This window comes from Ochrobactrum sp. XJ1 (genome assembly GCF_024701725.1).
Lineage (GTDB): Bacteria > Pseudomonadota > Alphaproteobacteria > Rhizobiales > Rhizobiaceae > Brucella > Brucella anthropi.
On record NZ_VDGD01000006.1, the window covers coordinates 86,052 to 111,658 of the forward strand.

Consider the following 25,607-nt stretch of genomic DNA (forward strand, 5'->3'; position numbering starts at 1 on the left):
TCTGGAAAGGAGCACAGGCCTGCGACCGGAGATCGACCGCCGGACGCTCCTTTCAGCGAGCCCGGCGATCGCCGCTAAGGCCGAGGGTAAGAAGCGAGTTTAGAACGCAAACATCAACGCGCGCGCCGAAGGCGGCTGCGGAATGTTCCAAGGATGTTGCGTTTCTGATCGTCATGGAAAAGCTTTTACACGCGCGATTTGTACTGTGCAAGACAGTATTTCATTCAGGCGAAGGGCACCGCGCTGGTTCCCGGCGGCAGCTTTGCCTCATCCTCCGGCTCGACGTGGATCACCACGCGCGCGCTGTCGATCTGCTTCTTCAGGGCATCTTCGATACGGTCGCAAATCACATGGGCATCGCCGACGCTCATTTCCGCCGCAACGACCAGATGAAACTCGATGAAGGTTACACGGCCAGCGATACGGGTCTTCAGGTCATGAACTTCGATAGCGCCGCCCGCATTGGCCGAAATCACATCGCGAATGCGCATTTCCTCGGTCGGCTCGACGCCGATATCCATCAATCCCTGCACCGAGGAATTGATGACATGCCAGCCCTGCCAGAGAATGTTGATTGCCACCAGAATAGCAAGCAGCGGGTCGAGTATGGCCCAACCGGTCACGACCGCACCGACAAGACCGACCAGAACGCCCACGGAGGTGAACACATCGGTCATGATGTGCTTGCCGTCGGCTTCCAGCGCAGGTGAGCGGAACTTGCGACCAGTGCGAATCAACAATGATGCCCACAAGCCGTTTATGACTGCGGCTACCGTGTTGATGCCAAGGCCAAGCCAGGGTTCATCGAGCGTTCGCGGTGATTGAAGCGCAAACCAGGCTTCGCGGAAGATCAAAAGTGCGGCGACCGTAATCAGAACGCCTTCCACGACAGCCGAAATATACTCGGCCTTGTGATGACCGAAGGGATGATTGTCATCGGCGGGCAGATAGCTGACGCGAATGGCCCACCAAGCGCCGATTGCCGCGATCACATTGACGATGGATTCCAGCGCGTCCGAATAAAGGGCCACGGAACCGGTCAATGCATAGGCCAGATATTTCAGACCCATCACACCAAAAGCAACGGGAATAGACCAAGCGGCAAGCCGCCGAACCTTTGCACTCGCGTCCATGATGAACCTTTGAATATCGTTATCTTGTCCCGAAATCGAGACGGGCCTACGCACAGCCCTTCACTCATTTGCTAGAGCGCGATTCGATCTGATTGAATCAGATCGGCGCTCTACGTGTTTGTTTTGAACCGCGCATCTGATCCGAAAACCGTTTCACACTTTTCGGGATACGCTCCAGCGCGCGGGACACATCCACAACGCATCTGGCATATGCAGCAGCAATTCACCGCCGTTCTATACCCCAGAAAAGCGAAACTTCGTACCCCTGTTTTTTCAGTTACGGCATTTAATTTTCTCCTGCAAATGCAAGGCATTACAGTTGCAAATGAGTTGCCAAAGCAGGCAATGGGCAAGCATAGCAAGCGCACAAAAAAGCCAACCGCAGCGATGGCTGCGGCTGGCTCGAAATCGGAACGAAAAGCGTTCGATCAGTAGTTGGTACGGCGCGCCTTGTTCTTGCCCGCCAGATGCGTCACCACATTCTCGATCATGCGCATTCCGGCATTATGACCAAGGGTCATGATGGATTCCGGATGGAACTGAACGGCGGCAACCGGTTCCTTCTTGTGCTCGAAAGCCATGATGACACCGTCTTCCGTTTCCGCTGTGACCAGGAAATCGTCCGGCAGACGTTCCGGATCGGCGAAGATCGAATGATAGCGCCCGACCGTCACTTCTTTTGGCAGGCCCGAGAATATCCGCTCCGGCTTCGACACGCGAATGCGCGACGGCTTGCCGTGCATCGGAATACGCAACTGGCGCAGCGTACCGCCATAGGCTTCTGCCAGTGCCTGCAATCCAAGACAGACACCGAAGATCGGCAGTTCCCGCTTGCGCGCCTTGTCGATGGTCGCCTTACAATCGAAATCCTGCGGCGTGCCCGGTCCGGGTGACAGAACCACGAGGTCAGGCTTGACCCTGTCGAACACATCTTCGGCAACAGGCGAACGCACCGTCGAGACCGTAGCGCCGGTCTGGCGGAAATAATTGGCGAGCGTGTGCACGAAGGAATCTTCATGATCAACAAGCAGGATCGATATCCCCTCACCCACCTTTGCCGCCACGCGTTCTTCGGCAATTTGATTGCTCTTCTGCGCTTCACGCACAGCCGAGATCATCGCCGATGCCTTCAATTCAGTTTCGGCTTCTTCCTCTTCCGGATTGGAATCGAACAGAAGCGTTGCACCAGCCCGAATTTCGGCCACGCCATCCTTCACGCGGATGGTGCGCAGCGTCAGGCCGGTGTTCATGTCTCCATTGAAGTGCATCATGCCAATGGCGCCGCCATACCATGCGCGCGGGCTACGTTCGTTTTCCTCGAGGAAACGCATCGCCCACAGCTTCGGTGCGCCGGTCACGGTCACAGCCCATGCATGGCTGAGGAACCCGTCGAAAGCATCCATGCCGTCGCGAAGCCGCCCTTCAATATGATCGACCGTATGGATCAGGCGCGAATACATCTCGATCTGGCGACGACCGATGACGCGCACCGAACCCGGCTCGCAGACACGGCTCTTGTCGTTGCGGTCCACGTCCGAGCACATCGTCAGCTCGGATTCATCCTTCTTGGAATTCAGCAGTTTCAGAATCTGTTCCGAATCCGAAATCGCATCTTCGCCGCGCTTGATCGTGCCGGAGATGGGGCAGGTTTCGATACGCCGTCCGTTGACCCGCACAAACATTTCCGGCGATGCGCCGACCAGATATTCGTTGTCACCCAGATTGATGAAGAACGAATAGGGCGACGGATTAATCGTCTTCAACCGGCGGAAGATTTCCGATGGCGCGGTATGGCAGCGCTCATAGAAGGTCTGGCCCGGGACCACTTCAAAGAGGTCGCCGCGCTTGAAGCTTTCCTTGGCGCGCTCTACGAGTTTCGCATATTCGCCCGGATTGTGATCGCCGCGCGCAAGTTTGGCTTCCGATGGTTTGAAGGCCTGTGCAGGCGTTGCCCGTGCGAGACCATGCGTGGATGAGCCACCGCAGGCGAATTCATAACGATCCACCCAGGCACGCGCCGCATAGTGATCGGCCACGAAGATTTCATCCGGAATGAACAGCACCAGATCGCGCTGATCGTCGGGACGCTTCAGCTTGTACTGAACGGGATCGAACTGGAACGCCAGATCGTAACCGAAGGCACCGTAGAGGCCGAGATTGGCGTCTTCCTCAGAGAAGAACAGACCGACAATGGCGCGCAGAACGGTGAAGACCGAAGGCATACGCGAGCGCTCTTCCTCGGTGAAGGTTCCGCTCGGCTCGGCAATGGTCAGCTCAATGCGGTTTTCTTCGGCCTTGTCGACCGCCACCTCGGCAAGCGCCTTCACTGTGTCCAGGATAGGCCGCAGAAGAATGACGCCGCGGGCATTCAGCGCTTCGATGCGCATGGTACGGGCGCGCGAGGTGATGACCACCGGAGGATCGACGATAGCTGTGTCCCATCGCGTATAGCGGCCCGGATATTCGTAGTTCGACGAAAACACCGCACCACGCCGTTCGTTCAGCGCATCGATATAGGTCTCGATCGCGCCCTTATAGGCCGTGAGGTGACGCACGCGCTCGACGACGATGCCGCCTGCCGTCTCGTGCTGGAATATCTCGCTATCCGCAATCTTCGCATTCATGATCGGCTATCCCAAATCTCAACTGTTTCCGAATATTTCCAGAACCCGGTTTCCCCGCCAGTCTTATTCAAACAGCCAAACAAAAAGGCCGCCCGGATAATCCCAGCGGCCTGTTTTCTAAACGCAAATGCACAAACGCCTGCGTGGCCGCTTTTAGCGGGCCCACCACCAACCGTTGATGACGATATTGCGCGAAATGTTCATGGACGTACTGTTAGCGTTCAATGTGTTCGCTTGCAACCGGAAAATTCAGCCACCCAAATGTGCCACGCAGGCCATCTTCGGGACAGAGTTCCACAGGTCTCGCAAAAGAAAATCCGGACAGTTTGGGGCTGTCCGGACTTCCTCAGAACCGGGATAAACGAAACGGAAGGAATGGGACGATTCCTCCAGTTTCAAACACCCCCTTACCCCATGCCAAAATTTACAGGTGCAATATAACTTTCAGTATGCGCACTATCCTTATCACAGGTTGCGCATAATTTACAACCTGTGATTGTTATTTGCATATATGCTTACGTTTAAGCCGAATTCATCCGAGTAGTTCAAAAATTTGTAGGACCACCCAACAAGTTTCATCTTGCGTCGGGGACCGATTTCGGATTGATTTCCGTGGCAACTCAAACACATATGCAAAAATCAAGAACAGAGCCGTCACACATAAGCGGCCATTGGGGACAACTGATGAAGAATCTCGATGCGATGGACAGGAGTATTTTGCGCGCCCTTCAGGAGAACGGGCGTCTGACCAATACCGAACTGGCCGATCGCATAAATCTCTCGCAGACGGCAACTGCCGAACGCGTCAAACGACTGACCCGCGAAGGGTATATTCTCGGCTATTCGGCACGGCTTTCACCCAAGATGCTCGACCGGGCCATGCTGGTCTTTATCGAGATCAAGCTTGATCGCACCACGCCGGAAGTCTTTGAAACCTTCTCGACCTTCACCCGCAACAATCCCGACATTCTGGAATGCCACATGGTTGCGGGCGGCTTCGATTATCTCGTCAAAGCCCGTGTATCCGACATGGATCACTATCGGCGTTTCCTTTCGGAGGCGCTTCTTTCTCTGCCCGGCGTGCGGGAATCGCACACTTACGCCGTGATGGAGGAAGTGAAGGAAACCGCCTATATCGCCGTCTGAACCGGCGACAAGCCCTTCCTGAAGACATCGTTGCTGTCAGCAGAATGGCAGCAACGAACTCCCTACTTTTCACTTCCAACTTGCTATCGCTTATTTACGGGTATATACCCGCAATATGTCACATCCGTGTTTTTGTATCCTTCTGCGCCAGGCAGCCCGCAAGACATCGAGCGTCTATGACAACGCTCTGGCGCCGCTTGGCATCAATGTCGCGCAGTTCAGTACGTTGCGAAAAATCCGTCGTGCGGGTTCCATCTCGCTGACCGAGCTTGCACATCTGTCCGAGCTGGATCGGTCGACCATGGGCCGCAATGCGAAGGTTCTGCAGCGCATGGGGCTGATCGAGCCTGCGGCCAGCGACGACCATCGCGAGACCAGCGTGACGCTGACGGCAGACGGTCGCGATCTTGTGGAACGCGGCGGTCCGCTCTGGGATCAGGCGCAGGAAGAAATCGAAGCCAAGCTGGGAGAGGACGGCGTGGAACAGCTGGAAAGCCTGTTACGCAGCCTCGATTGACCGGAGACCGGTTGTCCCTTGACTGAAAACAATGACCTGAAGCCACGCGCCCGTTATGGAGCGAACGGTTTCGCCATCAAACGTATGGCTGGCCAAAAGCCAGCTTGAAACCAGCTTAAACCCGAAAGCGCCAAAGATGATTTCTGCCCGCCTTGCCAGCTTTCTCGCCCAGAGGAACATCCATTACGGATGGGTCGTCGCCGCCATCACCTTCCTGACCATGCTGGCGACAGCAGCTGCCATGGGGTCTGCGGGTATCCTGATCGAACCGCTCCAGCGTGAATTCGGCTGGACGAATGCGAATATCTCCTTCGCAATGGCGCTTCGCCTCGTTCTTTTCGGCCTGATGGGGCCGTTTGCGGCAGCCTTCATGAACCAGTTCGGCCTGCGCCGCGTGGTTGCAGCCGCTCTCATCATGATTTCACTGGGGCTTGTCGGTTCCATTTTCATGACCGAGGAATGGCAGATGGTTGCGCTCTGGGGCGTGGTGATCGGCCTTGGCACCGGCATGACGGCGCTCGTGCTCGGTGCAACCGTTGCAGCACGCTGGTTCGAAAAGCGGCGCGGTCTGGTCGTCGGCCTGATGACAGCCAGTAATGCCACCGGCCAGCTCGTCTTCATGCCGATCCTTGCCAGTGTCAGCCAGACCATCGGCTGGCGAACGTCGCTCACCATCGTCGTTTGCTTCCTTGTTGCCGCGCTTGTACTGGTTCTCGCTTTGATGCGTGACCATCCGGCGGATATCGGCTTGAAGCCTTACGGTCGCACGGCACCGCTCCCGGCACCCGGACCCAGAATGAGCTTCGGCACCATGCTGGCCTCACCCCTCGTCACGTTGCGCGAAGCGTCTTCAACGGCAACTTTCTGGGTCCTGTTCCTGACCTTCTTCGTCTGCGGCTTTTCCACGAACGGCCTGATCCAGACGCACTGGATCACGCTTTGCGGTGATTTCGGAATTGCGCCGGTCGGTGCGGCTGGCATCCTTGCCGTGATCGGCGCGTTCGACCTGATCGGCACGATCATGTCCGGCTGGCTTTCCGACCGGTTCGACAATCGCTGGCTTCTGTTCTGGTTCTATGCGCTGCGCGGTCTCTCGCTGATCTATCTGACCTTCACCGACTTCACCGTCTACGAACTGGCATTGTTCGCCGTCTTTTACGGGCTGGACTGGGTGGCGACCGTGCCGCCAACCGTCAAGCTCGCCGCCGAGCGCTTCGGCCCGGAAAAGGCCGGGCTGGTTTTCGGCTGGGTGTTCACCGGCCATCAGATCGGGGCCGCAGCCGCAGCCGCTTTCGCCGGGCTCGTGCGCACCGACTATGACAGCTACACCCCTGCCCTGATCCTCGCCGGTGCCATGTGTTTTGCCGCTGCGGCCATGGTGTTCATCATCAACCGTCCTGCTGCAAGGCCAGTCCTGCAGGCTTCATGATGCTATACGCTTCCTGCCCTTCCTGTTCAGTGCCAGCACGCCGAGACTGATCAGGAAGGCGGCGAGCGTGTCGGTCCAACCGGGCACCTCGCCCAGAAGAACAAGCGCCAGAACCAGAGTGATGACAGGGATCAGTGCTGATAGCGCTGCCCCTGCCGCCGTTCCCAGCAGCACAACGGCACGGTTGAAGGCAAAGACGCCAAAGGCCGAAGTAAGTACGCCCTGATAGAAACCCTGCAGGGCAATATCACCCCAGGATGTCGCGCCAAGCCCCTTGGGCAGGAAGAGCATATAGATCGGCAGATAGACAATTGCCGAGGTGACGGCCGCGATAGCGGTCGCATGCAGCCCGTCCATTCCCTTTCTGCGAAACACCATGACATAAATCGCCCACACGAGTGCCGCGACGAGAAAGAAAAAGTGCCCGAGCATTTCCGGTCCGCCCAGTTGCGACAGACCGGCGATCAGCATGGCGCCGATCAGGATCAGCACGACCCCGGACCAGCGCGACGGCGCAAGACGTTCCTTGAGAAGCGCCATACCCAGAACGGCAACCATTGCTGTCATCAGCCCCGGAATGAGCGCTGCTGCATGGGATACCGGAGCATATTGCAGACCACAGGTGGTCAGCAGCGCATAGGGAACACCTGCTCCGGAAACCAGAAGCACAAAGCCGAGCGGACCGAGCTTGCGAAAGCCGAACCCTTTCATCAGAACCACCGGTAACAGCACCAGCCCCGCCACGCCGAAACGCAACGCAATGATGTCGAAAGGCGTCAGTGCGGTCTTGAACCCGAAACGGGTCAGGACGAACGAACCGGACCACACGAGAACCCCGGACAGCCCCCAGGCCAGACCGCGTATGGTATCGGAAGTCGAGCTTGTCGGGGTGGTTTCGGTAATTGCCGTCATGGTCACTCGCTGCAGGATGAGGGAAGAGCGCAGACTATTGCATCCCTGATATGCGCAAGCGTCACGGATAAGCGAGATATGAGATATTAGAGTTTCTTATGCCGCTCTGCTTCTGGCGTCCTGCGCCACGTCGCAGAACCGTTCGACCAGATGCCGGACCGGACTGTCGGCCCGAAAAACAATATAGACGGTGCGAAACGTCGGCGGATTGAGGCGGCGCGCCCGCAATCCGTGCAGATCGGCCCCCGGCAGACTGATTTCTGACAGAAGCGTCGTGCCGATGCCATGGCGCACCATTTCCAGCACCGTGGCAACGTCGCGGGTGCGCACCTGCTCGCTGCGCATTTCGCCGTCGCCATGAATGATCCTGTCGATAATCATTTCGCAGCCTGCTGCGGCGATCAACTGGCGATCCCGCAGGTCCCCGGCAGTGATTGTGTCGTTGCGCATGAAGGGGTCATCACGCCGTCCCACCACGACAAGTTCTTCACGGCCAACTTCCCGTGCTTCAAGCTCGGGCGTCGGCAGCGATGTAATGCCGAGATCGGCAATACCATCGCGCACCCATAGACTCACATCGTCGTGCCCGCCCTCGAAAGCGCTGAATTCAATGCCGGGATAAAGCCGCTGAAACGTCTTTCGCAGACCGGGCAGAACATATTCAAGCTGACTTGGAATTGCCGCGACGCGCAGCCGTTCGGGCGCGCTGGAAGCACTGCACCGTGCCTGCAGTTCTATCCGGTCGACTGCCGCGAGGGCGGCCTTGGTATCGGCAAGGATCGAATGCCCGAACGCCGTCAGGGCGGCTCCATCGCGCTTTCGCGCCAGCACATCGACCCCGAGGATTTTTTCCAATGTCGCAATCGCCTGACTGGCTCCCGATTGCGTGAGCCGCAAGCGCCGCGCAGCAGCACCGACACTGCCGGTTTCCGCGACAGCTTCAAGCAAACGTAACTGGACCAGACTGATCTTCATCGCTTTGGTTCCGGGCTTCGGTTCCGACTCAATCTTTCAATAATGCGTCGCCCCAGTCGGCGCGACGTGCCCAACGGAACAGATCGCCGTCGCGCTTGGTCAGAAGGCGTTCTTCCGCCCTGCCGTCATCCTTGCAGAGTTTAACCGAAACTTTGCCGCCGCCAACCCGTGTCGGCGCGATAACCCGCGCTTTCACTTCATCGACCGTCTCGCGCACCGCAGCAAGATAGATGAACTTCTCATCCTCCCACGGCACTTCGGCTTCCTTGGTCAGACGATGAATACGCGAGCGCGCAACGCGGCGCGAAAAATGGCACCAGTCAGGGGTGACCAGCGGGCAATCGAGCTGGTGCGGACAAGGCGCTGCAATGTTTGCGCCTTCCGCAATAAGCGCCCGGCGTGCATCGAGAATGCGCTGCCAGCCTGCCGGTGTGCCGGGTTCCACGATCACCAGCATTTGCCGTGCCGACGCCCACAAGCGCTCAATCAGTGCCTGCCGCTTTTCAGGAGCAAGCTCGTCAAGCACATAGGCAATGGTCACGAGATCGGCTTGCGGAAAATCAAGTTTCTCCCGAACCACATCCCCTGCCCGCCAGTCGAGGTCGGAAAATCCGCAATTTTGCGAAAGATCGCTGCCCACAGCTCTGATCGCAGGGCTTGCCTCGATCATCGTTGCCGAATGAAGCATGGGCCAGCATTGCTTTGCCGCCCAAAGGGCGGTTCCCGGTCCTGCACCCACATCGAGCATGGATTGCGGCGCGAAATCGGGACAAACCTCTGCTGCACTGTCCATACTGGCGCGAACCGCCGCATAGGTCGCAGGCAAACGTGCTGCCAGATAGGCCTTCGCGGCAAGATCATCGGAAATATGCATGCGTCCGTCCCGCGTCTCGGCGCGGTAACGGCGTGAAAGCATTTCAGATGCGCGCTTCAGATCGGCCAATGCCACGCCCTCAAGCGCAGCATCCACCGCCTGTCGCAATGAAGCTGGCAGTTCCATTGCCGGTCAGCGCTCCAGAACCTGTTTCACATCGACCAGATTCGAACGGACACGCAGAATGTAGAAACCCATCGTGGTCAGATGCGACGGCGTGAACCATGCATCCGGGCTACCGTTGGAAACGATGAAAGGCTGCATGTCGAGCGCGGCACGCATCTGCTTTTCCATCTCGTCCCACACACCGTCGAGGTGCTTCTCGGCTAGAACGCCGCGGAAATCCGAATGCGCCGCACGCAGCAGGCCGTAATAGGCATAGAGCTGACCATAGGCGAACCAGAAACGGTCATCTGCACGCGTATCGAACCAGCCGGCGTGGTAATTCTCGGCACGGTCCTTGAGGATGGCCGAAGTCGAACCGAGGTCGCTTGCGATACGGTCGACAAACTGGATCAGATTGTCGGCGCGGGCATCGAAGGTAGCCTGACAGTTTTCAAGCCGTCCGTTGAAGGAGCGCAGATCCTTGATCGCCGAACGGTAATAGCTCGGCGTCGGCGTCTTCGGACCGAACGGGCTCAGGCCGAAATACCAGGAATCTTCGGCAAATTGCAGATTGCCACGCGCCTTTTGCAGATCGCCGTCGATCTGCGACGTGCCGCGCAGACGGCCGATATTGTCGACGAGCTCAATCGCGGTACGGCGTACCGCTGCATTGATGCCGCGCTGGAACGACGCCTTATTGTCAAGGAACGGGGTGCGATCCCAGTCCATACCGAAAAGACCGAGCTTGTAGAGCAGCATGGATGAAATCCACGCGTTCTGGTTCACGTTGAAATCGGTGAGATCAGCGGCAACTTCCGCTATCGCCGAGCGTGAGCATTTGCGGGCCGAAGACGGGATTTGTGCCGCCTGAACCGGCTGATTCGCGGGAGCGGCATCGCCAGTCTGATTGGTTTCAGGCGTGGCAGCAGGCTGTTCCACGGGTGTTGCGGTGGACGGCGCTTCAGCCGGTGCGCCCTGCGCCTTTACCTCTTCGCCGGGCGTGGTCGCATCCTGATAGCTGTACTTGGCCGGATAGTCGGGATCGAAATTCGTCCATACCTGAGTCTGCCAGATGAAATAGACGTAAAGACCGCCAAGACCGATCACGACGACCGCAACCGCAACTTTCCACAAAATTCCGAGCCGCAGGAAAAGCCGCCACAAACCGCCGAGCGGAATGGCAATCAGGCGAGCAAGCGCGGCGATGAAACGGCCCAGGAAGGAAAAAACGCCCTTTACTGCATTCCACACTGTAAAAAATCCTTCCTTTTGCCCGAAAATCCGGGCTTTCCATCGCTTCTGCATCGCCCATGGACCTATGCATCACAAGTCCCGTTCGCAAGCAGCCAAACCTGAAAAGGCTTCACGCTCTCAAATAGAGTGTGCTCATCTTTTCGACAACCTGGAACGGTCATCCAACTGATTTTATCCGTCATTTTCCGCTGACAGGGTTGAATCCCGAGGGCCGATCCGTAACATGGCGCCAACTCGCTTCGGCCAAATGCGTGGCAATCCAGCCCGTTTCCCCTTGGCCGACGGTTCCGGAAAATGATGAGTGACAGCAGTTTCAAGTCAGGTGCGAAACGGTTTTCCGCCGGAAACTGCGACCAACGTCGCAATCGAGAACATTTTCGCCGCTGTGGTACTTGAATGGCGCAATCTTTGGTGTTTGCTAAAGCTGGAACCGGAAAAACAATCAATCCGTCAAAACGGCCCGGTAAATGGAGAGAACAATGAAGTCCGTATCGACCTATATGCTTACGCTTGCCTTGGGTGGGCTTGCCACGGGAACGGCAATGCTAAGCGCGCCTGCAACCGGTTTCGCCGCCGAACCTGAAAGCTGCTCGACCGTCCGTTTCTCGGATGTCGGCTGGACTGACATCACTTCGACGACGGCGGTGGCGACAGAAATCCTGAAAGGTCTCGGCTACAAAACCGACATCAAGGTTCTCTCCGTGCCGGTGACCTATGCGTCACTGAGCAAAAAGGATATCGACGTCTTCCTCGGCTATTGGAACCCGTCCATGACCGCCGACCTCCAGCCCTATCTGGACAACAAGACCGTCGAGACGCTGCGCACCAATCTGACCGGCGCGAAATACACGCTTGCCGTGCCAAAATATGCTTATGACGAAGGCCTCAAGGACTTCAAGGATATCGCCACGTTCAAGGACAAGCTCGGCGGCAAGATCTACGGGATCGAGCCGGGAAATGACGGCAACCGCCTGATCCTCGACATGATCAACAAGGATGCCTTCGGCCTCAAGTCATTCGAGCTGGCGGAATCGTCCGAGCAGGGCATGCTGGCGCAGGTCGCTCGCAGCATCAAGAGCAAGGAACCGGTCGTCTTTCTGGCATGGGAGCCACATCCCATGAACAAGCGTTTCGAAATCGCGTATCTCACCGGTGGTGACGATTTCTTCGGCCCCAATCTCGGCGGCGCCAAGGTCGAAACCAACGTTCGCACCGGCTACACGCAGGAATGCCCGAATGTTGGCAAGTTCCTCACCAATCTGGAATTCAAGCTCGATATCGAAAACGACATCATGGGCAAGATTCTCGATGATGGCGAAGAGCCTTCGAAGGCTGCGACCAACTGGCTGAAAGCCAATCCGGGCGCTCTCGACCAGTGGCTCGCCGGTGTAACTACCGTCGACGGCAAGGAAGGCCTGCCCGCCGTAAAGGCGGCACTCGGTCTTTAATCCCGACATGCTGCCGGGCGGTGACAAACGCGGCCCGGCAGTTTCAAGGATGCCCGCACCCTTTCTCTTTGTTTTACGCATTATCCTACGCAAATCGCATCGCACCTTTGCCGGAAATGCTCTAACACGCAGCAGGAGACTTGATCGTTGAACTGGCTGACGGACTACAAGATCCCTGTCGGACCGACCGCCAAATCCGTGGTGGACTGGCTGACGGACAATATGGGCGGCTTTTTCGATACCCTCGCCGCCGTCATGCAGAGCCTCATTGACGGGCTGCTTTTTCTTCTCAAGCTCCCGCACCCTCTGCTTCTCATCGCAATCTTCGCTGTCATCGCGTGGCTGATCCAGCGTCGTATCTCGGTGGTCGTGCTGACCGTGATCGGCTTCCTGTTCATCATCAATCAGGGTTACTGGGATCGAACGCTCGAAACCCTGACCCTCGTTTTGTCAGCTTGCTTTCTCTGCATGGCCATCGGCGTGCCGCTCGGCATCGCCGCAGCCCATCGCCCCGCGCTTTACGCCGCAATGCGTCCTGTGCTCGATCTGATGCAGACCCTGCCGACATTCGTCTACCTGATCCCGGCCATTGTCTTCTTCGGCATCGGTATGGTGCCGGGCCTGCTTGCAACGGCAATCTTCGTTCTGCCTGCGCCGGTGCGATTGACCCACCTCGGCATATCGTCCACACCCTCATCGCTGATCGAAGCGGGTGAAGCGTTCGGTGCGTCGCGTTCTCAGCTCTTGTGGAAGATTGAGCTGCCTTATGCCATGCCGCAAATTCTTGCCGGTCTGACTCAGACAATCATGCTGTCGCTTTCGATGGTGGTCATTGCAGCCCTTGTCGGCGCAGATGGCCTCGGCGTACCGGTTGTCCGGGCGTTGAACTCAGTCAATACCGCACTCGGTTTCGAGGCTGGACTTGTCATCGTCGTGGTCGCCATCGTGCTCGACCGTATCTTCCGCGCCGGACGCGAGAAATAGCATGATCCCGAAAAGTGGAAACCGGTTTTCGGAACAGATCATGCTCCAACAAAGATCAGGAGCACGCGGATGACCATCATCGCACTCGAAGACGTCTGCATCATTTTCGGCAGCAATGTCGATGACGCACTTGCTCTTGCGGATCGCGGCGCCACCCGTTCCCAGATTCAGGCTGAAACCAATCTCGTGCTGGGCGTGCACAACTGCACACTCAACATTGAGGAAGGTGAAATCCTCGTTCTGATGGGGCTGTCAGGCTCGGGCAAATCCACCCTTCTTCGCGCAATCAACCGGCTCAATCCGATTTCGCGCGGGCGCGTTCTCGTACGGGAAGGCGAGCGCGCCATAGATGTCGGCAAGGCCGACCGCGGAACCCTGCGCCATCTGCGCACCGAACTCGTCTCCATGGTGTTCCAGCAGTTCGGCCTGCTGCCTTGGCGTACGGTTGAAGAAAACGTCGCTTTCGGCCTGGAAATTTCCGGTATGGGCAAGGAAGACCGCCTTGCCAAAGCGCGCGACCAGCTTGAACTTGTCGGTCTGCAGGACTGGGCCAAGCGCAAGGTTGGAGAACTTTCCGGCGGCATGCAGCAACGCGTCGGGCTTGCCCGCGCTTTTGCAACCGGCGCACCGATTCTGCTGATGGATGAGCCATTCTCGGCCCTCGATCCGCTGATCCGCACGCGCCTGCAAGACGAGTTGCTGGCCTTCCAGTCACGATTGAAAAAGACCATCGTTTTCGTCAGCCACGATCTCGATGAAGCCATGAAGATCGGCAATCGTATCGCCATCATGGAAGGCGGGCGTATCGTTCAGTGCGGCACGCCGCAGGAGATTCTCCTGCAGCCTGCCGACGACTATGTCGCTGACTTCGTTGCCCATATGAACCCGCTCGGCGTGCTTCGGGCAGGCGACATCATGGTGCCCTTCGATCGCCAAGCGGCGCCACGTCCTTTTGCGGCCACTGCCCGGCGCGAAACGCTGGTACGCGAGTTGATGAATGCGGTGGCAGACAGCAGCGGCGATGTTGGCATCATCGAAAACGGCGCCATCGTCGGCAAGATTGCAGCAGATGACATCGTGCGCGCCCTCGCCTGGCATCAGCAACGCGGAACGTCCAGCTAGAGCGGAATGCGCTTATATTCGTTCGCGCTTTTGCTGGAGATGCTCAAAACAAAAAACCGCACATTTTCATGTGCGGTTTTTTCATTTCAGACTGCATATAGATGTAGATCAGCTATGCGCTGCCTGTCTGGCAGCAGCGCGTGCTTCCACGCGAGCCTTGATGGCATCGACATCCGCACGCGGCGTCGCAGCAAAGAGCTTCTTCGTATAGTCATGCTGCGGATTGTTGAAAACGTCGTCACGCGAGCCGTATTCAACCACCTCACCGAAATACATCACCATCACCTCATCGGCGATGTAGCGCACGACCGAAAGGTCATGGCTGATGAAAACATAGGTGAGACCAAATTCTTCCTGCAGATCAGACAGCAGGTTCAGAACCTGCGCCTGCACGGACAGATCGAGCGCGGAAACCGGCTCATCGAGAATGAGCAGCTTCGGGTTGAGCATCAGCGCACGCGCAATGGCGATACGCTGGCGCTGGCCGCCGGAGAACATATGCGGATAGCGGTTGAAGTGTTCGCGACCGAGGCCGACCTTCAACAACATCTGCATAGCCTTCGCGCGGCGCTCCTCGGCTGACATGTTCGTATTCAGCAGCAGAGGCTCAGCCAGAACGTCACCGATCTTCTGGCGCGGATTGAGCGAGCCATACGGGTTCTGGAAAACGATCTGCACCTTCTGGCGCATTTCGGGCGTCAGGCCATCGCGAGCGATATCCACATCCTTGCCGCCGATCTTCAGTTCGCCGGATGTCTGCGGGTCGATCATGGTGAGAATGCGTGCCAGCGTGGACTTGCCGCAACCCGATTCACCAACGATCGCCAGCGTCTTGCCTTTTTCGACCTTGAAGCTCACGCCCTTGACGGCATGAACCACTTTTGCCTTGCCGAACAGACCACCGCCAACATGATAATCGCGCTTGATGTCGCGCGCCTCGAGAACAATCTCGCTCATCGCGCTTCTCCCGCACCATTATTTTCAAAGACGAAATCGGAAACCGTCGGAAGACGATCACCGGTCGCATTTTCCGGCAGGGCCGAGAGCAGCGCACGGGTGTAAGGGTGCTTGGGCGCAGAGAATAGCGACAGCACGTCGGCATCCTCCATCTTGTGGCCCTTGTACTGCACGATCACACGGTCCGCCGTTTCAGCCACGACACCCATATCGTGGGTAATCATGATGAGACCCATGCCGTGTTCCACCTGAAGCCGCATCAGAAGATCGAGAATCTGCTTCTGAATCGTAACGTCGAGAGCCGTTGTCGGTTCGTCGGCGATAAGGAGCTTCGGGTTGCAGGCAATCGCGATAGCGATCATGACGCGCTGGCACTGGCCGCCCGACATCTGATGCGGGAAGCTTTTCAGGCGTTCCGCAGCATCGCGAATGCCGACGAGTTCCAGAAGCTCGATAGCACGCGCACGGCTCGCCGAGCCGTTCATGCCCATATGCTGCTTCAGCACTTCCTCAAGCTGATACCCGACCGTGAAGCACGGGTTTAGGCTGGCAACAGGTTCCTGGAAAATCATCGAAATATCACGACCGATGATCTTGCGGCGCTCCTTGTCGGACATTGCCTGCAAGTCCTTGCCATCGAAGGTCATGGTGTCTGCGGTAACAGTTGCCGTCTTGGGCAGAAGCCCCATGACGGCAAGCATGCCGACCGACTTGCCTGAACCGGACTCGCCGACAATCGCAAGCACTTCGCCCTTGTCGACCCTTATGTCGATCCCGTCGACCGCCCGGAACGGGCCGGTCGAGGTGTCAAAAGAAACCGTGAGGTTCTTGATTTCAAGCAGAGCCATCGATCAGCTCCTCTTCAGTTTCGGGTCAAGCGCATCGCGCAGACCGTCGCCAATCAGGTTGATGGCGAGAACAGTAATCAGGATAGCAAGGCCGGGGAAAGTAACGATCCACCAGGCACTCAGGATGAACTCACGCGCTTCGGCAAGCATCGTGCCCCATTCTGGCGTTGGCGGTTGCGCGCCCATGCCAAGAAAGCCCAGAGCCGCAACGTCGAGGATGGCGTTGGAGAACGACATCGTTGCCTGCACCACAAGCGGAGCAAGGCAGTTCGGCAGAATCGTCTTGAACATCAGGCGCAGCTTGCTTGCACCGGCAAGCTTGGCCGCGGTCACATATTCGCGTTCCTTTTCCGCCATGACGGCAGCGCGGGTGAGACGCGAGAAGTGCGGCAGCAGAACCAGCGTGATCGCCAGAACGGCATTGATCAGGCCGGGTCCGAGGATTGCCACCAGAACCAGAGCCAGCAGGAGCGACGGGAATGCCAGGATAACGTCCATGATGCGCATAAACACCGTATCGACGCCGCCACCGAAATAGCCGGTGATGAGGCCGATGGTGATGCCGAGGCACATCGAAATAATGACGATGACAAAGCCCACGAGCAGCGAATACTGCGCGCCATAGATCAGGCGGGACAGAATATCACGCCCGACAGCATCCGTTCCCAGAAGGAACTGGGTCGAACCGCCATCTTCCCAGAAGGGTGGAACCTTCACGAATTGACGGAACTGTTCCGTAGGATCGTGCGGCGCAATCAATGGAGCGAAGATCGCCACCAGAATAATCGCGAGGAATACGAAAAGACCGATCACAGCGCCACGGTTGACGCTGAAATAAAACCAGAAGTCCTTCAGCGCACGCATCTTGCCAATGTCGTTCGCGGCTTCCGGCTGAATAGCTGAGTGTGTCATGATACCCTCACTTGTGCCGGATACGCGGATTGATAAGGCCGTACAGCAGATCCACGACCAGATTCACCAGCATGATGATGAATGCAATCAGCAGCAGTCCGCTTTGCACGACCGGATAATCGCGACGGAAAATGGAATCGAGCATCCATTTGCCGATACCGGGCCAGGAGAAGATCGTCTCGGTCAGGATCGCACCAGCCATCAGAACGCCAACCTGCAGGCCGATAGTCGTGATAACAGGGATCATCGCGTTGCGAAGTGCGTGCAGTCCGACAACGCGACGAACCGGCAGGCCCTTGGCGCGAGCGGTGCGCACATAGTCCTCGCCTAAAACTTCCAGCATAGCGGAGCGGGTCTGACGCGCGATAACGGCGAGCGGAATGGTCGCAAGCACGATGGTCGGCAGGATGAGATGCGAGACCGCCGAGGCGAAAGCGCCCTTCTGATCCGACAGCAGACTGTCGATCAGCATGAAACCGGTCACAGGCGGGAAGAAATAGAGCAGCGATATACGACCGGAAACCGGTGTCCACTGCAGCACGCCCGAGAAGAAAATGATGAGCAGCAGCGCCCACCAGAAAATCGGCATCGAATAACCGACCAGCGAAATGCCCATCAGGCCCTGATCGAACCACGAACCGCGCTTGACAGCAGCGATGACGCCGGCAGGAATGCCAAGGAGAATAGCCACGATGATCGCGCAGATGGACAACTCGACAGTTGCAGGAAACAGCGCGAAAAATTCGACGAGAACAGGCTTCTTGGTCACCAGAGACTGACCGAAATCGCCATGCAGCAGGTTCCAGACATAGTCCAGATATTGCTGCCAGATCGGGCGATCGAACCCAAGTTGCGCCATCAGCTCGGCATGGCGCTCAGGGCTTACGCCGCGTTCGCCGGCCATCAGTAGCACAGGATCGCCGGGAAGAACCCGGACGAAGGCGAAGGCTACGATTGTAATGCCTATGAAGGTCGGAACCAGATAGACGAGTTTGTTGAATATGAAACGGAACATACAAAAACTCCGACCGGGTGCAGGGGATCACCCTACACCCGGCCGCTTGTGTTGTCAGATTTTACTCGGAAATATCAACGTCTTCGAAGCGATAATCGCCGAGCGGGCTCTGTTTGAAGCCCGTAACCTTGGCCGACATCGGCACAAAGACCGTCGAGTGAGCAAGCGTATTCCAAGGAGCCTGCTCCTTAAAGATTACCTGTGCTTCTTCGTAAAGCTTCGTGCGCTCTTCCTGGCTGGTCGAAACCTTGGCCTTCTGGATCAGGTCTTCGAACGGCTTGTAGCACCACTGGGCGCGGTTGTTATTGCCAACACCGGCGCAGCCGAGAAGCGTACCCAGGAAGTTGTCCGGATCGCCGTTGTCACCGGTCCAGCCGAGGATGACGGAGCCGTCGCGGTCCTTGTCGGACGACTTCTTGAGATATTCACCCCATTCCATCGAAACGATTTCAGCGCTGACGCCAACCTTGGCCAGATCGGACTGCATGAGTTCAGCAGTACGACGTGCGTTCGGCATGTACGGACGGCTGACAGGCATGGCCCACAGCTTCATCTTCAGATCCTTGACGCCAGCGGCTTCGAGAGCCTTCTTGGCAGCTTCCGGATCGTACTTGTCGTCCTCGACCTTGTCGTTGTAGCCCCACATTGTCGGCGGGATCGGGTTCTTGGCAACCTGGCCCTGACCCTGGAACACGGCATCGACGATGGCCTGCTTGTTGATAGCCTGGTTCAGCGCCTTGCGCACTTCCGGCTTGTCATAAGGTGCCTTCAGCGTGTTGTACGCGAAGTAAGCCACATTGAGGCCAGCCTGTTCGTCAACCTTGAGGTTGGAATCGGCCTGCAGGCCCTTGATGTCTGCCGGAGCAGGATAGGACATCAGGTGGCATTCGCCAGCCTTGAGCTTCTGCGCGCGAACAGCAGGATCGGTCGTGATTGCGAAGACGAGATCGTCGATCTTCGGCTTGCCACCCCAATAGTTTTCGTTGGCCTTGAAGCGGACGACGGCGTCCTTCTGGTAGGCGACGAACTGGAAAGGACCAGTACCGACCGGAACCTGATTGAGATCGTCCTTCTTGCCGTCGGCGGCAAGCTTGTCCGTGTATTCCTTCGAAATGATCGAAGCGAAAGGCATCGAGATATTTGCGAGGAACGGTGCTTCTGGACGGTTCAGCACAAACTTGACGGTATAATCGTCAACCTTGGTGATTTCCTTGATCAGCGCACCCATTTCCATGCTGTCGAAATATTCGTAGGTGATGCCAGCGGTGTACTGGTGCCAAGGATTGTCCTTGTTGCGCATGCGATCAAACGAGAAAATCACGTCGTCGGCGTTGAAATCACGGGTCGGCGTGAAATAGTCGTTCGAATGGAACTTGACGCCCTTGCGCAGATGGAAGGTGTATTCCAGACCATCGGCGGAAACATCCCAGCTTTCTGCGAGACCCGGCACGACTTTCGTCGTTCCGTTTTCGAATTCGGCAAGGCGGTTGTAGACCGGATGCGCCGAGGCATCGAACGTATCGCCGCCGGTATAGGCAGCCGGATCGAAGCCTTCAGGCGAAGCCGGCGAGCAATATACAAAGGTCTTTGCCGATGCAGCACCGCTCATCAGAGCCACCAGCGCGGTTGCTGCCAGGAGTTTTTGGTAGAATTTCATTATTGTCCGCCTCCACGGAAAAGCATGCCGCGCGCACCCCATTGCCCGCAGCTTGCGCTTATCGAAACGCGTGGACTGTCACTTTGCAAGCGCAATCTGTAGAACCAGTTCACATTCTCAACGGGTTTTGGCCCCAATGGTTAGATTTTTATTCCATCAATCGACACAATTTCGAAATATTGCGCTAAAGCCCCTTGATTTATAATATTATTCGCACGCATTTTGCATGGGATAATGCAACTTATGCATCACCGACTCAGGCGCGACATCAAGGCGGCCGATCAATCGGAAATTGCTTGCAGTTTTGAACGTCCGGCATAAGGACTCCACCGAATTCGCTGGCTCTATCGAATAAGGCACAGTATTAAGTGGACAATATGAGTCATATTTGAGTCTGACAGCCATGCCTGAAACCAATCCAATTCGCCCGACCACGCCTGAAGCCATTCAGCTTGCCAAAACCCTGTTGCGGACATCGCGCTACGGTGCCATCGCCGTTTTCGACGCTGCGACCGGCAGGCCACTGGCAAGTCGTGTCTCCGTAGCGACGGATATGGACGGAACGCCTCTCATTCTGGTTTCCGGATTGGCGACACACACACCGGGGCTGCTGGCAAACCCGGCCTGCTCGCTTCTGCTCGGCGAGGTTGGCAAGGGAGACCCCCTCGCCCATGCGCGCGTCACGCTTCATTGTCAGGCCCGGAAAGTTGAGAGAACAGCGGCTGACTACCCCCGCATTCGGCGACGCTATCTCAATCACAATCCGAAGGGTTCGCTTTATGTGGATCTCGGAGACTTTGTCTTTTTCCGGCTTGAACTGGAAAGCGCCAGCTTGAATGGTGGCTTTGGCAAGGCATTCAACCTGACACAGGACGACTTGCTCTGCGCAGCGTCGATCAGCGCGGACTTTGCCGAAAGCGAGCAAAATGCGCTCGACAGCATGAACGAGTATCACGCACCAAAAATTGCGCAAATTGCTCAACAGCTTTTAAAAGCAGGAACCGTCAAAGATCAGCAGAAGGTGATAGGATTGGATCCGGATGGCGTCGACATCGCCAATGGCGACCTTGTTCTGCGTTACGTTTTTCCTTCGAATCCACCTTCCGTAAGGGAAGCTGTTACAGCACTGACCAAACAGTAAATAAAGCCCCCTGAAACAAAACCGCATTTTTTTTGGGACGAAATTGCACGTCTTTATACTGGATTGAATATAAGCAAGGGCTTTTCAAATTCTGCATATGGCATTATTTTCAATATGCATGCTTATGAAAATTCGCATGTATATTTTTAACTTTGTCGAGTCTTACGGGGGTATGACGGCAAATGAGCAACGAGAATACTTTCTTTGATTTAATTGAAAATGTAGATCAGGCTGCCGACTTCCTGTCGGCACTTGCTAACAATAAGCGATTACTAATTTTATGTAAGTTGCTTCATAATGAAATGTCGGTAGGTGCGCTTGCCAAGGCGATTGACCTTAGCCAATCCGCCTTGTCTCAGCACCTGGCAAAATTGCGAGCCCTTGACCTCGTTTCTACCCGTCGCGACGCGCAGACCATCTATTATATGGTCTCTTCGCCGCATATCGAGTTGATGTTGTCGACACTTTCAAGTCTGTATATGAGTCCAACACCGCGCAGACATAATCTGGCGGCAGTCGCTCACGCATAATCACATGAGGTCACAGCCGTGCGATGAACCAAGACACTCATTCGCACGGCTGCGTCCAGCAGATCGACGATCCGAACGACATCCGCTTGTCCCCTTATCGCGATATTCGCGAAAAGGATCTTGTAGGACGCCAGCAGCGGTTTATCGCTGAAGGTAAAGTGGTTCTGAACGTTCTGTTCTCATCTTCGGCACGTTTTGAGACAGAATCACTGCTCGTTCTGGAGAACCGGCTTGCGGGCCTCGGCGAACAACTCAGCCAATTGCCCTCAGAGGTTCCTGTCTATTCCGTTCCACAAACTGTTATGGACGCGGTCGCGGGATTTCATGTCCATCGCGGCATTCTTGCAGTAGGCCGTCGCAAGACGCCGCCAAGCCTTCAGGCAATGCTGGATACCCTGCCCGCAAAATCACTCGTCGTCGTTTTGTGCGGCATTTCCAATCACGACAATGTCGGTTCGATCTTCCGCAATGCCGCCGCTTTCGAAGCCGACTGCGTCCTGATGGACGATACGTGCTGCGACCCGCTTTACCGCAAGGCTATTCGGGTATCGGTCGGCGCCACGCTGAAAGTTCCCTATTTCCACGGTGGAAGCATTGATGAGATCATCGCTGCGCTGGGCGATGCCGACTTCAACCTGCTTGCGCTCAGCCCGTCATCGTCGCTCAGTGTCTACGATGCGACCAAGTACGGCCGACAGGCGCTCCTGCTCGGCACGGAAGGCGAAGGATTACCGCCACGCCTGCTTGAGAAGCTGCAAACAGCGCGAATTCCCATGTCCACTGCGTTCGACAGCCTGAATGTTGCAACCGCATCCGGCATCGCCTTGTCGCGCTTCAGCAAGTTTCAGTAGATTTCTCGTTGGCCTGACGATGGCAATACCGCTGCTATCAACCGGCCGTCGATGGCTGCCAATCCTGCGGCGATCATTGCCATGCCGATCAAATGCTTGGCTTGCAAAGTCTCGCCAAGAAAGAGCACTCCGAGCAGGATTGCACTAACGGGAATGAGAAACGTCACCAGCATGAGATTGACCGCGCCCGCCGTCGAAAGAATACGGAAAAAGAGAACATAAGCGAGTGCTGTTGAAAGAAGCGCAATACCGGCCAGCGCTCCCCAGACTGCCGCGCTCGGAGCGGCCAGCGTCCAGGGATGATCGACCAACAAAGCCACCGGAATGAGCATGACGGTCGTGGCCGTCACCTGGCCGGTAGCGGTTATCAACGGCGCGACCCCCATCGCTTTGAAGCGACGACCGAAAATTCCCGCCAGCGAATAAGAAAAAGCAGCACACAGAACCGCAAGCTGCGGCCACAGATTGCCTCCAAGCCCGCTGATGGCATCGGGTCCGATCATGATTGCTACACCGCAAAAGCCGATCAAAACGCCAGCAATCTTGTTCCTGGTGATCTTTTCATCCACCGTCAGAAAATGCGCAACAATGACGCCGAAGAGCGGTGTCGTGGCATTGAGGATGGAAGCCAGCCCGCTGGCAATCTGGGTCTGCCCCCAGACGATGAGACAGAAAGGCAGCAGATTATTGAGAAAGCCCATTCCGAAAAACGCCAGCCATACACGGCGGTCTTTTGGCAGCGACAGGCCCATCATGCGAATCAATACGACCAAAGCGAGCGCAGCCAGCCCCACCCGTAGCGTGACGATACTGAAAGGCGGCAATTCTCGAACAGCAATGCCGTTGAAGAAGAATGAACCGCCCCAGAGAACGGAAAGAACAAGAAGCATCGCCCATTCCTTCCACCCCATCATTTTCTGCGCCGTCATCTTCAAGACCTCTGAAGCCAAAGCTTGGAGTGCATCCCGAAAAGCGTGAAACGGTTTTCGGATAAGATGCGCATCAAAACAAAAAGTTGGAGCGCCGATCTGATTCGGCCGGATCAAAACGCGCTCAAAATACCGCTCACTATGAGCTTAGACGCAGCCAGTGCAATTGACTTCCCGTTTGTCGCTTTCAAACTCTGGAGCATGTATCTCGAAAGTGGAAACCGGATTCGGAATAAAGACATGCATAACAACGAATGCTCTAACTGAGATAGCATCTTGCTGACACACATAAAAAAAGCGGATGCTCTCGCACCCGCTTTTCATTCATCGATCAGAAAAAGCTTCAAGCTGCCGAGGCACTTGCCGTGTTGGCGACAAGGCGGCGCAACATCTCTTCTGCCTGCGGCTCGCGTTCCGAACGGCCAATAAAGCCGCCGCCAAAGACGCGCGCAGTGTTGCTTTCATCGGAATAAAGCACACAGGCCTGTCCCGGAGCGATACCGCTTTCACCATCGACCAGCTCAACCCAGGTCTGGCCATCGGCATGGCGCAGCACGGCAGGGCGTGGCGGTCGGGTCGAGCGAACCTTCGCGAATACTTCCATTCCGCCTTCAGGCAAATCGCTGATCGGCGCATCGCCCAGCCAGTTGATGTCGCGCAGGAAGACTTTGTGTGTTTCCAGCGCTTCACGCGGACCGACGATAACCCGCGCATTGGCGGCATCGAGATGCACGACATAAAGCGGTTCACCCGTGGCAACGCCAATGCCACGGCGTTGGCCGACGGTGTAGTGCACAATGCCATCGTGGCGGCCGAGCGTACGGCCATCGATATGGACAATATCGCCGGGATTGGCCGCTTCCGGCTTCAGTTTGGAGATAATGTCGGAATATTTTCCCTGCGGCACGAAGCAAATGTCCTGGCTGTCCTGTTTCTTGGCGACAGTCAGGCCCATTTCCTCTGCAATTTCACGCACCTGTGCCTTCGGCAGATGACCGAGCGGGAAGCGCAGATAATCGATCTGCTCCTGCGTGGTTGCAAACAGGAAATAGCTCTGGTCGCGATCCGTATCGACCGGACGATAAAGCGCACGGTGCTCACCATTGGCGCGGCTGCGAATGTAATGCCCTGTCGCCAGCGCGTCGGCGCCAAGATCGCGTGCGGTCTGGAGAAGATCGGCGAACTTGACCGTCTGGTTACAGGAGACGCATGGAATCGGTGTTTCGCCGCTGACATAGGAATTCGCAAATGGATCGATCACAGCTTCGCGGAAACGCGCTTCGTAATCGAGCACATAATGCGGAATGCCGAGACTTTCCGAAACGCGGCGGGCATCTTCGATGTCCTGTCCCGCACAGCAGGAACCAGCGCGATGAACGGCTGCGCCATGATCATAAAGCTGCAGCGTCACGCCAACGACATCGTAACCTTCACGTTTGAGAATCCCGGCCACAACAGATGAATCGACGCCGCCCGACATGGCGACGACAACGCGCGTGTCTTCCGGCTTTCCCGGCAGATCGAGGCTGTTCAGGCTCATGATTGATTCCAGCTTCCGGGCATACGCCCTGCTTCTCAAAATTTAGATTTCTGCGCCCTATATAGGCTAAAGTGCGGCAATTTGCCAAGGGTCCGGGAACAATCATTGTCCAGATTGCGACAGGCAAGGCACACTTCCCCGTGAGGTTTTCCAGACATATGTCGCAAAAACGCCGGCAATAGGGCGAAAACGAAAATTTTTCCAAGTCTTACCAGAGAGTTACCAGCTGCTTAGGTAATTTTTAAAGCTGTCGCGTTAGTCTCACACTCGATTAGGTCCTTGAGTGTTGTGTAGAGAGTACAATGACCGATCTGGTAAGACCACGTATAAAATATGTTATCGGTCCTGATGGCAGCCCGCTGACCATCGCGGACCTTCCCCCCGCCAATACAAGGCGCTGGGTCATCCGCCGCAAGGCCGAAGTTGTCGCTGCTGTTCGCGGCGGACTTCTGAGCCTTGAGGAGGCATGCCAGCGTTATACATTGACGGTGGAGGAGTTCCTTGGCTGGCAATCCTCGATCGACGAGCATGGTCTCGCCGGTCTCAGGACCACCAGAATACAACAATATCGTCACTAAGACCTGTCTCGCCAAAACCGGGACAGGTTTTGGAAGGACGGGGATCATGGCCTCGGTGGAACAATATCTTCCGCGCTTGTCATGGATCGACAAATCGAAAACCGGCCCACGTGGCCGGTTTTTATT

The 25,607-nt window shown here is 56.6% G+C and carries 24 protein-coding genes; 11 read left to right on the plus strand and 13 right to left on the minus strand.

What is annotated here, in order from left to right:
- Positions 1 to 224 precede the first annotated feature (224 nt).
- On the minus strand, positions 225 to 1,133 hold the full coding sequence (locus tag FG152_RS12045) for a cation diffusion facilitator family transporter (RefSeq protein WP_010659582.1): 909 nt from the start codon (positions 1,131 to 1,133) through the stop codon (positions 225 to 227).
- A gap of 114 nt (positions 1,134 to 1,247) precedes the next feature.
- On the opposite strand from FG152_RS12045, the gene FG152_RS12050 reads away from it, so the two are divergent.
- Positions 1,248 to 1,568 (plus strand): hypothetical protein, encoded by a 321-nt coding sequence (locus FG152_RS12050; protein WP_125300050.1) that lies wholly within the window; start codon positions 1,248 to 1,250, stop codon positions 1,566 to 1,568.
- Here the strand turns inward: FG152_RS12050 and FG152_RS12055 are convergent.
- Complete coding sequence (locus tag FG152_RS12055) at positions 1,562 to 3,757, minus strand: anthranilate synthase component I (protein ID WP_010659580.1); 2,196 nt, start codon at positions 3,755 to 3,757, stop codon at positions 1,562 to 1,564. The two genes, FG152_RS12050 and FG152_RS12055, sit on opposite strands and share 7 nt — an antisense overlap.
- A 684-nt stretch (positions 3,758 to 4,441) precedes the next feature.
- Here FG152_RS12055 and FG152_RS12060 point away from each other — a divergent pair.
- From FG152_RS12060 to FG152_RS12070, 3 genes are all read left to right on the plus strand, one after another.
- Entirely contained in the window at positions 4,442 to 4,903 is a 462-nt protein-coding gene (locus tag FG152_RS12060) for an Lrp/AsnC ligand binding domain-containing protein (RefSeq protein WP_006472719.1), read from the plus strand.
- Between the two features lie 115 nt (positions 4,904 to 5,018).
- On the plus strand, positions 5,019 to 5,420 hold the full coding sequence (locus tag FG152_RS12065; RefSeq protein ID WP_010659579.1) for a MarR family winged helix-turn-helix transcriptional regulator: 402 nt from the start codon (positions 5,019 to 5,021) through the stop codon (positions 5,418 to 5,420).
- 136 nt (positions 5,421 to 5,556) lie between these two features.
- Positions 5,557 to 6,849 (plus strand): MFS transporter, encoded by a 1,293-nt coding sequence (locus FG152_RS12070; RefSeq protein ID WP_010659578.1) that lies wholly within the window; start codon positions 5,557 to 5,559, stop codon positions 6,847 to 6,849.
- Here FG152_RS12070 and FG152_RS12075 read toward each other — a convergent pair.
- From FG152_RS12075 to FG152_RS12090, 4 genes are all read right to left on the minus strand, one after another.
- Positions 6,844 to 7,761 carry a DMT family transporter gene (locus tag FG152_RS12075; protein ID WP_010659577.1) on the minus strand — a complete coding sequence of 306 codons (918 nt, stop codon included), beginning with the start codon at positions 7,759 to 7,761 and terminating at the stop codon, positions 6,844 to 6,846. The genes FG152_RS12070 and FG152_RS12075 overlap by 6 nt on opposite strands.
- A gap of 96 nt (positions 7,762 to 7,857) precedes the next feature.
- Positions 7,858 to 8,736 carry a LysR family transcriptional regulator gene (locus FG152_RS12080; RefSeq protein ID WP_010659576.1) on the minus strand — a complete coding sequence of 293 codons (879 nt, stop codon included), beginning with the start codon at positions 8,734 to 8,736 and terminating at the stop codon, positions 7,858 to 7,860.
- Positions 8,737 to 8,764: 28 nt separating this feature from the next.
- Entirely contained in the window at positions 8,765 to 9,736 is a 972-nt protein-coding gene (locus FG152_RS12085) for a small ribosomal subunit Rsm22 family protein (RefSeq protein WP_010659575.1), read from the minus strand.
- Between the two features lie 6 nt (positions 9,737 to 9,742).
- Positions 9,743 to 11,020 carry a DUF2333 family protein gene (locus tag FG152_RS12090; protein WP_010659574.1) on the minus strand — a complete coding sequence of 426 codons (1,278 nt, stop codon included), beginning with the start codon at positions 11,018 to 11,020 and terminating at the stop codon, positions 9,743 to 9,745.
- A 428-nt stretch (positions 11,021 to 11,448) separates the two neighbouring features.
- On the opposite strand from FG152_RS12090, the gene FG152_RS12095 reads away from it, so the two are divergent.
- The 3 genes from FG152_RS12095 to choV all read left to right on the plus strand — a co-directional run bounded on the left by FG152_RS12095 (position 11,449) and on the right by choV (position 14,523).
- Positions 11,449 to 12,417, plus strand: coding sequence for a choline ABC transporter substrate-binding protein (locus FG152_RS12095; protein ID WP_010659573.1), 969 nt, complete (start codon positions 11,449 to 11,451; stop codon positions 12,415 to 12,417).
- Positions 12,418 to 12,564: 147 nt separating this feature from the next.
- A complete protein-coding gene (choW, locus tag FG152_RS12100; protein ID WP_012091632.1) occupies positions 12,565 to 13,401 on the plus strand; it encodes a choline ABC transporter permease subunit in 837 nt (278 codons plus the stop codon).
- A gap of 69 nt (positions 13,402 to 13,470) precedes the next feature.
- Complete coding sequence (gene choV, locus FG152_RS12105) at positions 13,471 to 14,523, plus strand: choline ABC transporter ATP-binding protein (protein WP_010659571.1); 1,053 nt, start codon at positions 13,471 to 13,473, stop codon at positions 14,521 to 14,523.
- 108 nt (positions 14,524 to 14,631) lie between these two features.
- On the opposite strand, the gene FG152_RS12110 is transcribed toward choV, so the two are convergent.
- The 5 genes from FG152_RS12110 to FG152_RS12130 all read right to left on the minus strand — a co-directional run bounded on the left by FG152_RS12110 (position 14,632) and on the right by FG152_RS12130 (position 19,912).
- Positions 14,632 to 15,480 (minus strand): dipeptide ABC transporter ATP-binding protein, encoded by an 849-nt coding sequence (locus FG152_RS12110; RefSeq protein WP_010659570.1) that lies wholly within the window; start codon positions 15,478 to 15,480, stop codon positions 14,632 to 14,634.
- A complete protein-coding gene (locus FG152_RS12115; RefSeq protein WP_010659569.1) occupies positions 15,477 to 16,328 on the minus strand; it encodes an ABC transporter ATP-binding protein in 852 nt (283 codons plus the stop codon). Before FG152_RS12115 ends, FG152_RS12110 begins: the two co-directional genes overlap by 4 nt.
- 3 nt (positions 16,329 to 16,331) lie before the next feature.
- On the minus strand, positions 16,332 to 17,240 hold the full coding sequence (locus tag FG152_RS12120) for an ABC transporter permease subunit (RefSeq protein WP_010659568.1): 909 nt from the start codon (positions 17,238 to 17,240) through the stop codon (positions 16,332 to 16,334).
- 7 nt (positions 17,241 to 17,247) lie between these two features.
- Positions 17,248 to 18,255 carry an ABC transporter permease subunit gene (locus tag FG152_RS12125; protein ID WP_010659567.1) on the minus strand — a complete coding sequence of 336 codons (1,008 nt, stop codon included), beginning with the start codon at positions 18,253 to 18,255 and terminating at the stop codon, positions 17,248 to 17,250.
- Positions 18,256 to 18,316: 61 nt separating this feature from the next.
- Positions 18,317 to 19,912 (minus strand): ABC transporter substrate-binding protein, encoded by a 1,596-nt coding sequence (locus tag FG152_RS12130; RefSeq protein ID WP_010659566.1) that lies wholly within the window; start codon positions 19,910 to 19,912, stop codon positions 18,317 to 18,319.
- A 403-nt stretch (positions 19,913 to 20,315) separates the two neighbouring features.
- On the opposite strand from FG152_RS12130, the gene FG152_RS12135 reads away from it, so the two are divergent.
- The 3 genes from FG152_RS12135 (at position 20,316) to FG152_RS12145 (ending at position 22,434) form a co-directional block, all read left to right on the plus strand.
- Entirely contained in the window at positions 20,316 to 21,053 is a 738-nt protein-coding gene (locus tag FG152_RS12135; protein ID WP_029376053.1) for a HugZ family pyridoxamine 5'-phosphate oxidase, read from the plus strand.
- 182 nt (positions 21,054 to 21,235) lie between these two features.
- Complete coding sequence (locus FG152_RS12140) at positions 21,236 to 21,583, plus strand: ArsR/SmtB family transcription factor (RefSeq protein ID WP_010659564.1); 348 nt, start codon at positions 21,236 to 21,238, stop codon at positions 21,581 to 21,583.
- Between the two features lie 23 nt (positions 21,584 to 21,606).
- Entirely contained in the window at positions 21,607 to 22,434 is an 828-nt protein-coding gene (locus FG152_RS12145; protein WP_010659563.1) for a TrmH family RNA methyltransferase, read from the plus strand.
- On the opposite strand, the gene FG152_RS12150 is transcribed toward FG152_RS12145, so the two are convergent.
- A complete protein-coding gene (locus tag FG152_RS12150) occupies positions 22,428 to 23,363 on the minus strand; it encodes a DMT family transporter (protein ID WP_010659562.1) in 936 nt (311 codons plus the stop codon). The genes FG152_RS12145 and FG152_RS12150 overlap by 7 nt on opposite strands.
- A 343-nt stretch (positions 23,364 to 23,706) precedes the next feature.
- A complete protein-coding gene (gene mnmA, locus FG152_RS12155; protein WP_010659560.1) occupies positions 23,707 to 24,903 on the minus strand; it encodes a tRNA 2-thiouridine(34) synthase MnmA in 1,197 nt (398 codons plus the stop codon).
- A 302-nt stretch (positions 24,904 to 25,205) separates the two neighbouring features.
- Here mnmA and sciP point away from each other — a divergent pair, with 302 nt between their 5' ends.
- Positions 25,206 to 25,481, plus strand: a complete 276-nt coding sequence (sciP, locus tag FG152_RS12160; protein ID WP_010659559.1) for a CtrA inhibitor SciP — start codon at positions 25,206 to 25,208, stop codon at positions 25,479 to 25,481.
- Positions 25,482 to 25,607: the final 126 nt, after the last annotated feature.

Excerpts from the sequence above, each read along its gene's own strand:
- FG152_RS12045 (WP_010659582.1), bottom strand. The coding sequence starts at position 1,133 with ATGGACGCGAGTGCAAAGGTTCGGCGGCTTGCCGCTTGGTCTATTCCC.
- FG152_RS12055 (WP_010659580.1), bottom strand. The coding sequence starts at position 3,757 with ATGAATGCGAAGATTGCGGATAGCGAGATATTCCAGCACGAGACGGCA.
- FG152_RS12060 (WP_006472719.1), top strand. The coding sequence starts at position 4,442 with ATGAAGAATCTCGATGCGATGGACAGGAGTATTTTGCGCGCCCTTCAG.
- FG152_RS12065 (WP_010659579.1), top strand. The coding sequence starts at position 5,019 with ATGTCACATCCGTGTTTTTGTATCCTTCTGCGCCAGGCAGCCCGCAAG.
- FG152_RS12070 (WP_010659578.1), top strand. The coding sequence starts at position 5,557 with ATGATTTCTGCCCGCCTTGCCAGCTTTCTCGCCCAGAGGAACATCCAT.
- FG152_RS12075 (WP_010659577.1), bottom strand. The coding sequence starts at position 7,761 with ATGACGGCAATTACCGAAACCACCCCGACAAGCTCGACTTCCGATACC.
- FG152_RS12080 (WP_010659576.1), bottom strand. The coding sequence starts at position 8,736 with ATGAAGATCAGTCTGGTCCAGTTACGTTTGCTTGAAGCTGTCGCGGAA.
- FG152_RS12085 (WP_010659575.1), bottom strand. The coding sequence starts at position 9,736 with ATGGAACTGCCAGCTTCATTGCGACAGGCGGTGGATGCTGCGCTTGAG.
- FG152_RS12090 (WP_010659574.1), bottom strand. The coding sequence starts at position 11,020 with ATGCAGAAGCGATGGAAAGCCCGGATTTTCGGGCAAAAGGAAGGATTT.
- FG152_RS12095 (WP_010659573.1), top strand. The coding sequence starts at position 11,449 with ATGAAGTCCGTATCGACCTATATGCTTACGCTTGCCTTGGGTGGGCTT.
- choV (WP_010659571.1), top strand. The coding sequence starts at position 13,471 with ATGACCATCATCGCACTCGAAGACGTCTGCATCATTTTCGGCAGCAAT.
- FG152_RS12110 (WP_010659570.1), bottom strand. The coding sequence starts at position 15,480 with ATGAGCGAGATTGTTCTCGAGGCGCGCGACATCAAGCGCGATTATCAT.
- FG152_RS12115 (WP_010659569.1), bottom strand. The coding sequence starts at position 16,328 with ATGGCTCTGCTTGAAATCAAGAACCTCACGGTTTCTTTTGACACCTCG.
- FG152_RS12120 (WP_010659568.1), bottom strand. The coding sequence starts at position 17,240 with ATGACACACTCAGCTATTCAGCCGGAAGCCGCGAACGACATTGGCAAG.
- FG152_RS12125 (WP_010659567.1), bottom strand. The coding sequence starts at position 18,255 with ATGTTCCGTTTCATATTCAACAAACTCGTCTATCTGGTTCCGACCTTC.
- FG152_RS12130 (WP_010659566.1), bottom strand. The coding sequence starts at position 19,912 with ATGAAATTCTACCAAAAACTCCTGGCAGCAACCGCGCTGGTGGCTCTG.
- FG152_RS12135 (WP_029376053.1), top strand. The coding sequence starts at position 20,316 with ATGCCTGAAACCAATCCAATTCGCCCGACCACGCCTGAAGCCATTCAG.
- FG152_RS12140 (WP_010659564.1), top strand. The coding sequence starts at position 21,236 with ATGAGCAACGAGAATACTTTCTTTGATTTAATTGAAAATGTAGATCAG.
- FG152_RS12145 (WP_010659563.1), top strand. The coding sequence starts at position 21,607 with ATGAACCAAGACACTCATTCGCACGGCTGCGTCCAGCAGATCGACGAT.
- FG152_RS12150 (WP_010659562.1), bottom strand. The coding sequence starts at position 23,363 with ATGACGGCGCAGAAAATGATGGGGTGGAAGGAATGGGCGATGCTTCTT.
- mnmA (WP_010659560.1), bottom strand. The coding sequence starts at position 24,903 with ATGAGCCTGAACAGCCTCGATCTGCCGGGAAAGCCGGAAGACACGCGC.
- sciP (WP_010659559.1), top strand. The coding sequence starts at position 25,206 with ATGACCGATCTGGTAAGACCACGTATAAAATATGTTATCGGTCCTGAT.